We start from the raw sequence: 7,781 nt of genomic DNA, 5'->3' as shown, positions 1-7,781 counted from the left end.
AGTAACTCCCAACTTTACGGCAGATACTGTAATACCATAACACTATAACACCACGCACCATGCGACGGTCGCTAAAGTACCATCGAACAAGATTTCATTTTCAGCACTTGTAATCCTCCCGTCGTTTTTCGTACCTTCGGAACCCTTTACCTAAAATACTTATTTTAAGTAACCTGACCTAAAGTGTGTCTATGCCTACCGAAAACCTAACCGCCGAAAGAACCAATGCTGCCACCGATCTGGCGATAACCGTACCCGAATACGATCAGGAAACGATTGAAATTTTTGGCGCGCGCGAGCATAACCTTAAAACTATTGACGTTACCCTTCCCCGCAACAAACTCATCGTAATTACCGGCATTAGTGGCAGTGGAAAATCATCATTAGCCTTTGATACTATTTATGCTGAGGGGCAACGGCGCTACATGGAAAGCTTCTCGGCTTACGCCCGCTCCTTCATCGGCAACCTGCAACGTCCGGAAGTAGATAAAATTAACGGCCTGAGTCCGGTTATCTCGATTGAGCAGAAAACCACGTCTAAAAATCCCCGCTCTACAGTGGGCACGGTAACTGAAATCTACGACTTTATGCGTTTGCTGTTTGCCCGGGCGGGAGAAGCCTATTCTTACGAGACCGGCAAGAAGATGGAGCGGCAAAGCGAGGAACAAATCATTGACCGAATTATGGATGATTTCGCCCGAAGTAGGCTGATTATTCTAGCTCCTATTGTGAAGGGTCGCAAAGGTCACTACCGCGAACTTTTTCAGCAAGTGCGCAAAATGGGGTTTGCCAAAGTGCGGGTCGACGGTGAAATTATGGATTTGGTGCCTAAGATGCAGGTAGACCGCTACAAAACCCATGATATTGAAATTGTAGTAGACCGAGTAGTAATACTCGACGACGATCGTTACCGTATTGCCGAATCGATCAAAACTGCGTTGCAGCACGGCAAGGGAATTATCATGGTCGATAATACGGAGGGAAACGTCCAGTATTTTTCTAAGTTTCTAATGGACCCCGAAACGGGCTTAGCTTACGATGAACCGGCTCCTAATACTTTTTCGTTTAATTCGCCCTACGGCATGTGCCCCACCTGTAGCGGATTAGGCAGCATTCAGGAATTTTCCGAAGAAGCGATATTTCCCAACGAGAAGCTGAGTATCCGACAGGGGGGTATTGCTCCGCTGGGCGAGTACCGCGACATTTGGATTTTTAAGAAGTTGGAAGCTGTTCTCAAACGGCACAAAGTAAAGCTAACCACTAAGATTCAAGATCTACCCGATAAAGTTCGCGAGGTAATTTTGCACGGTGAAAGTAAGCCCGTCTCGGTTAAATCAGTAAAGTACGCCGGTTCTACCTACGATACCGTGTTTGAAGGCATTACTGGGTACCTAAAGAAGCAGGAAGAAACCGGAACCGACAAAACGCAGAAATGGGTTAAACAATTTATGACCAGCACTACCTGCCCCGATTGCGAAGGCGCGCGCCTCAAGAAAGAATCCCGCTACTTCAAGATCGCTGATAGAAATATTGCCGAGTTAGCTCACTTGAATATTGACGATCTGCAAGCGTGGTTTGCTAATGTAGAAGAACGGCTGACCGACCGCCAGCGACTGATTGGCGGGGAAGTGCTGAAAGAAATTCGTAAGCGCATTGGGTTTTTGGTGGATGTGGGATTAACCTATCTTACCTTGGACCGACCGCTACGAACCCTCTCGGGCGGAGAAGCGCAGCGTATTCGGTTAGCGACGCAGATTGGCACTCAACTGGTAGGCGTACTCTACATTCTGGACGAACCCAGTATTGGGCTGCACCAGCGCGATAACGTGAAGCTGATCAAAGCTTTGCACGATTTGCGCGATTTGGGCAACACCGTGATTGTGGTGGAGCACGATAAAGATATGATGCTGCAAGCGGACTACATTGTCGATATTGGCCCCGGGGCCGGGCGGCACGGCGGACGAGTAATTGCCGCCGGAAGCCCCGAAGAATTTTTGCAGCAAGGCGGCATCACCGCTGATTATCTGAAAGGCACCCGCGCTATTGATATTCCGGCCCAGCGGCGGAAAGGTAACGGAAAAAAACTAGTACTAACTGGAGCCCGGGGGCACAACCTGAAGAAGGTGAAACTAACATTACCTCTGGGCAAAATGATTTGCGTAACCGGAGTATCCGGTAGTGGTAAGTCTACACTGATTCACGAAACTCTGTTTCCGCTGCTGAGTAAGTATTTCTATCGGTCTTACGCTGAACCCTGCCCATTCAAAACAATTAAGGGAGTAGAGCATCTGGATAAAGTGATTGAAGTAGACCAAACCCCGATTGGTCGTACCCCGCGCTCAAATCCGGCTACCTACACCGGAGTGTTTACCGACATTCGCGCCTTGTTTTCGGAACTACCCGAAGCGAAGATCCGAGGTTATAAACCCGGCCGCTTTTCTTTCAATGTGAAAGGAGGGCGCTGCGAAACCTGTCAGGGTGGTGGTATGCAACTGATCGAGATGGATTTTTTACCCGATGTGCACGTGCCCTGCCCTACCTGCAAAAGCCGTCGCTATAACCGCGAGACGCTGGAGATTCGCTTCAAGGGAAAGTCTATTTCTGATGTGCTGGATATGACCGTAGAGCAGGCAGTAGCGTTCTTTGAGAATCAACCCCGTATCTTGCGTAAGATTCAGACCTTGCAAGACGTGGGTTTGGGCTATATCACGTTGGGGCAGCACGCTACTACCCTTTCGGGCGGGGAGGCTCAACGGGTGAAACTGGCGACCGAACTTTCTAAAAAAGATACTGGACAAACGCTCTACATTCTGGATGAACCCACCACCGGGTTGCATTTCCAGGATATTCAACATTTGTTGGATGTGCTGAATAAGCTAGTAGATAAGGGCAATACCGTACTTATTATTGAACACAATCTGGACGTAGTAAAAGTAGCCGATTATATTATTGACCTGGGTCCTGAAGGTGGCAATGGCGGTGGGCAGATTATTTGTGAAGGTGCTCCTGAAAAAGTAGCGAATTGCGAAAAAGGATACACCGCTCAATTTTTGGCCAACGAGCTAAACTTAGCGGTAAAGTAGTTCCTATCTCCCGGTTTTTGAGCGATAATCACCCCACGTTTTAACTAAATAGCTTTATTATTATAAATAGCTGGATTAATGGAATAATGATACGTTTCATTGAATAATGTAAACGCTGCCGATAACTACATTTTTTGGAAACTTTTCGTTAAATAAACAAAGTCAAGCGGTTTAGGTGACTATAATGGTATTTTACACAAAAAACTGCACATTTTGTAAAAATAGTACAATGAAAGATTTCCGATTCATTTCTACTGATAATGAGCTGCTATAAAGTTGAGCCATAATAATTTAATTTGTAGCATAAAATCATAAAGCCCTAATAGACAGAAGGTTATTTAGTCTAATTTCAGGGTGAGCCAATCCTATTGGCAGTTAGAGAAACATTTTGGCAGGTTCTGCAATCTACTGCATATAAAAAAGTATAAACAGGCTACAATTGGTGGAAAATATATAATTTTGTTATTATATAATATAAATATAACTTCTAATTATTGTAAAATAAACAAGAAATATTTGAAAAGACATATTAAAATATTTCTGCTCTAGTTGCCAATAATTCATATAGTTTAATAAAGTCTTGTGCAAAATTAGCGAAAAAACACGCTATTTACTTCATCTTTTACATAAGTAGTAAAACCGTATTTTCTCGGATGGTGATTACCTGTAAAAACTATTGCTTTGCATTGATCCGCGAATAAAGACGATTCAATCTCTAATACTCATCGTCTCCTTTCTAGGCTCACACATAAAGAAAGTAGTAACCCTTTAACCCCAAAAATGTATGATGAAACTTATCAACCAAACACGGCGTAAGGTGCGTCGGGTGATGTTAGTATTACCCTTAGCAGTTTGCTGGGTGGTAGCCCCCGTTTTAGCTCAAGACGAAGACAGCGGTAGCAACTTAGAATCGTCAGGTTCAAGTGTAGGTCTACCGTTAGTGTACGGAGCTAAAGTTGGACTTACCTCCAGTGGATTCTACGAAGGCTTCTTCGACGGAAGGCAGCATACCGGAAGTGTTACCGGATTTGCCGTAGGTGGATTTGCTACCTATTCGTTGCTCGACTTTCTGAGTGTATCGGCCGAGTTGCTGTATATGCAGCAGGGCGGTACCCGAGTAGAGCTTAAAGAGTCAATGGTAGACGGTTCTAACATCGCTATTACGGGCAACGTAAAGTTGCACAATGTAGAATTTCCTGTATTGCTACGGGCGGGCTTGCCCACCCCAATTATGGGTATTCGCCCTCAGTTAATCATTGGACCATCTATTGGGTTTAATATGGCGGCGGTTCAGTCCCAAGATATTACCTACTTTGTGGGTGATGTAGCCTTTGACGACGAGCGTACCGGCCGAGCCCAATTTTCTCGTACTGCCAGTGGCTCAGAGAATGTTCGCTCCGAGTACCGCTCAATGCAGTATGGCCTTAATATTGGATTGGGAGCTGAAATCCCTACAGGATCTAACACATTCCTATTTGATGTGCGCTACCGCTATGGACTAAATCCAATCAATAACGGATTTGACCCAAGCGATTTGCTACGTGATGCGACAGACATACGTTCCAACAGCTTTATGTTCTCAGTAGGACTGACCCTTTAATCAAAATAGTAACAAAATTTCTTCTATTAATTTTAAAAACAAATGTTAACAATGAACACCAAAAATTGGTTTACCCCATTACTAGCGGCTGGCGTTTTTGCCGGTGGACTAGCCCTTACCTCATGCGAGGATGATTTTACCGAAGCTGACGCGATTGCTGCGCAGGATTCAACCTTAATTGCCCTGAAGCGTCTGGAAAATCAACAAGAAAAAGACTTAGCATTACAAGAAGATTCGCTAGAGCGAATTGGTGCGAAAGTAAGCTACAATGTAACCGTACTAGATGCGGGTAGCGATAATTCGAATGCCCGCACTGAAGGCGAAGCCTCAGCAGAGGGAGTTACCGTAACCTTAGTCCAAGGTGGCCAAACGTATACTGGAACTACGAATGCAGGTGGAGTAGCTACCTTTGCCGATCTACGAATTGGTGAAGCTTCAGTAACATTAGAGAAAGCGGATCATACCACAGTAACGTATACTACAAACTTAGGTGATCCTAACTCTGATTTAGCGGAGGATATTGCCGGAACGACAGTACCAATCTTTCCTACTACTGTAGCCACAGGTGCTTCAGAAATTAGCGGCAAAGTTTGGGCAGAGTTAAATTTAACTAACGATATGCCGGAACCTGCCGAAGGAGCAATTGTACGAGCTAATATTAGCGTAGGGGATGCTTTAGGTGCATATGGTATTTCTACCGGTTCTACTAAAGGACAAATTAAATCAATTTCTTACTCAAACTTTATCATTGAAGCTACAGTAGATGCCGAAGGAAACTATACAATGGTTGTTCCTAATGGTAATGCTGACAACGGCGATGGGCTATTTGATTACGGTGCAGTCGATTTTGACTTTTTACCCTTTGAGGCAGATCAAACTTTGGTAGTTGAGCAAGGCGATTCATTAGCGGTAGTAACACGCCGAACTTTATTTGATCCCAATCAGTCAGCTAGTAGCGTTGATCTTGTTCCTAGTGTATCGGTAGAGATTGCTGCCCCAGTAAATACTGCCAGTGGTTTTGAATTGGGTACAAAGGCAAATCGTAGCCTTCTTTCTACTTACTCTGCTATTAACTTAGTAAGTGGTGGATCTGGATATGCTGCTGATGATGAGATTATCTTTGCTGAAGACGCGGATGGTAATCAGGCTGGTGTTGTAGTTGGTACAGTAGATGGTAGCGGAAAAATCTTATCATTAAAAGATCTTAATGCCTTTTCTTTTGGTTTACAAGCTTTTAACGATGATATCACCGTAACTGGTACTAGCGCAATATATGATGCAGAGCCTGCTGTAGCTTCTACTAGCGGTAGCGGTACCGGAGCCTCTTTTGACCTTCGGTTCCAAACTACGTACAAAGTGTTTATCACTAACCGTGGTTCAGGGTACTTTAATGTGCCTACCGTAACTGGAACAGCGATGGATTACAGTGGTAGTAGTTTGATAAGTGTGGTAGACAACGATCTCAATAACTCTAGCTATGGCACTGATCTTAGCGACCGTTGGTTTGATGATGCTACCATAATTGACGGAAGCATTGTGCCTACTGGTTCGGATGCGGATACTATCTTTACTACCGGTGCATTAGCGAGTGCGCCTACAGTAGAAGTAATGGCACCAGAGGTGAGAACAGCAGTTGTCGATTTTAATGATCTTAAGAACAATAGAATTACTAACTCAGGAGAGATTACTAATATTTTTCTTTCTGATGATGGTGAAGGATATACTGCGGCACCAGCAGTAACCATCAAAGGGTTAGGTAGCATGGGTACCGGGGCAACCGCTATTGCCACTATCAGTTCTAATGGTACTATCAGCGGTATTGTAGTAACTAATGGTGGTTCTGGATTTGTTAGAAACATCAATAATACAAACGATAAGACAGCTGCATTCACAGCGGCCCAGCTAAATGCTAGCAGCTCTATGTCTACTTCTAACATCAAGCCAGGTGCTAAGGCTATCAATCAGAACTATAATTATGGTACTGGTCGCTCTGAGTAAGACGGTCTTGTAAAGAGTTGTAGATTTAATCGTAACTCATTTTAAACACAAAAGCCTTCCTTCGGGAGGGCTTTTTTTGTTTGAGGAAAAAACTTCTAAGTTTCGGTCAGGTAAGAGTGAGTATTGGCCGGTAGTATCAAAATTTACAAAGTCTCTTGGTGGTAGCTGTTAGGTACAAGAAGATACTACCCGTACCCTTCGCAGTTTCTATCAATATTTAAAAGATATACTATTTATATATACTTGAGATATACACCGAGAATATATATATTTACTACATAAAAAAGTGCAGTATGAAAACAATATCGCTTAAGGTAGACGATTCAATATTTGGCGAAACGGAGAAGATACTCGCCCGAATTGAAAAATCTCGTAACCGGTATATCAACGAGGCTATTGACTATTATAATAAACTCCAGCGCCGCCGGATACTGGAAGAGAAACTCAGAAAAGAATCGGAACTAGTCAAAGTGAACTCTATGTCAGTACTAAAAGACTTTGAGGAAATAGATTATGCCGATTAATCAATTTGAGGTATGGATTGCCGACTTAAGTCCCCGAATGGGAACCGAACCCGGTAAAACCCGACCGGTTTTAATAATTCAGACTAATTTACTCAACCAAATACCTCACCCATCAACAGTCGTTTGCCCTATCACCACTAATGTCAACCAAGAATCGGAAATTTTACGAGTGCACCTCGAGCAAGGAACTGCTAATCTGCACCAAGCTTGTGACGTGATGGTCGATCAAATCCGGGCTATTGACAACCGTAGGTTAACCAAAAAGATTGGAGTTCTACCTAGTGAATGGATTGAATTGGTAAAGGAGAATATTCAAATAGTGCTTGACTTAGAATAAACAATAAGCTACCCAAGCTGTCGCTGTATTTTTCTCTCATAAAAAATTCTTAAGTGGTATCTCTCATTTTTAATCTCAGTTTTGAACATGGCTCGTCGAGTTTCGTTATTTCAGTAGGAATAGATGAACTAATTTTTTTATACTAATGGCCGTTGTTAAAAACCCCACCGAATATACCGTTACCCAGCGCAATTTAACCAAGCAGTTGCCCGATATTGGCAAGCCCCGCATCGTAATTA

At 43.6% G+C, this 7,781-nt stretch carries 5 protein-coding genes; all 5 read left to right on the top strand.

Going from position 1 to position 7,781, the window contains the following annotated elements:
• The first annotated feature begins 191 nt into the window (after positions 1–191).
• The 5 genes from uvrA to WBA23_RS22145 all read left to right on the top strand — a co-directional run bounded on the left by uvrA (position 192) and on the right by WBA23_RS22145 (position 7,542).
• Complete coding sequence (gene uvrA / locus WBA23_RS22165) at positions 192–3,083, top strand: excinuclease ABC subunit UvrA (RefSeq protein WP_424584465.1); 2,892 nt, start codon at positions 192–194, stop codon at positions 3,081–3,083.
• A gap of 784 nt (positions 3,084–3,867) precedes the next feature.
• The gene (locus WBA23_RS22160; protein WP_424584464.1) at positions 3,868–4,683 is read left to right on the top strand and encodes a porin family protein; all 816 of its coding nucleotides are present in this window, start codon (positions 3,868–3,870) and stop codon (positions 4,681–4,683) included.
• Positions 4,684–4,734: 51 nt separating this feature from the next.
• Positions 4,735–6,681, top strand: a complete 1,947-nt coding sequence (locus WBA23_RS22155; RefSeq protein ID WP_424584463.1) for a hypothetical protein — start codon at positions 4,735–4,737, stop codon at positions 6,679–6,681.
• Between the two features lie 293 nt (positions 6,682–6,974).
• Positions 6,975–7,205, top strand: coding sequence for a hypothetical protein (locus tag WBA23_RS22150; RefSeq protein ID WP_424584462.1), 231 nt, complete (start codon positions 6,975–6,977; stop codon positions 7,203–7,205).
• Complete coding sequence (locus WBA23_RS22145; protein WP_424584461.1) at positions 7,195–7,542, top strand: type II toxin-antitoxin system PemK/MazF family toxin; 348 nt, start codon at positions 7,195–7,197, stop codon at positions 7,540–7,542. Before WBA23_RS22150 ends, WBA23_RS22145 begins: the two co-directional genes overlap by 11 nt.
• Positions 7,543–7,781 lie beyond the last annotated feature (239 nt).

Source organism: Tunicatimonas sp. (genome assembly GCF_049647865.1).
Lineage (GTDB): Bacteria > Bacteroidota > Bacteroidia > Cytophagales > Cyclobacteriaceae > Tunicatimonas.
This window is presented reverse-complemented; position numbering and strand designations above follow the sequence as displayed.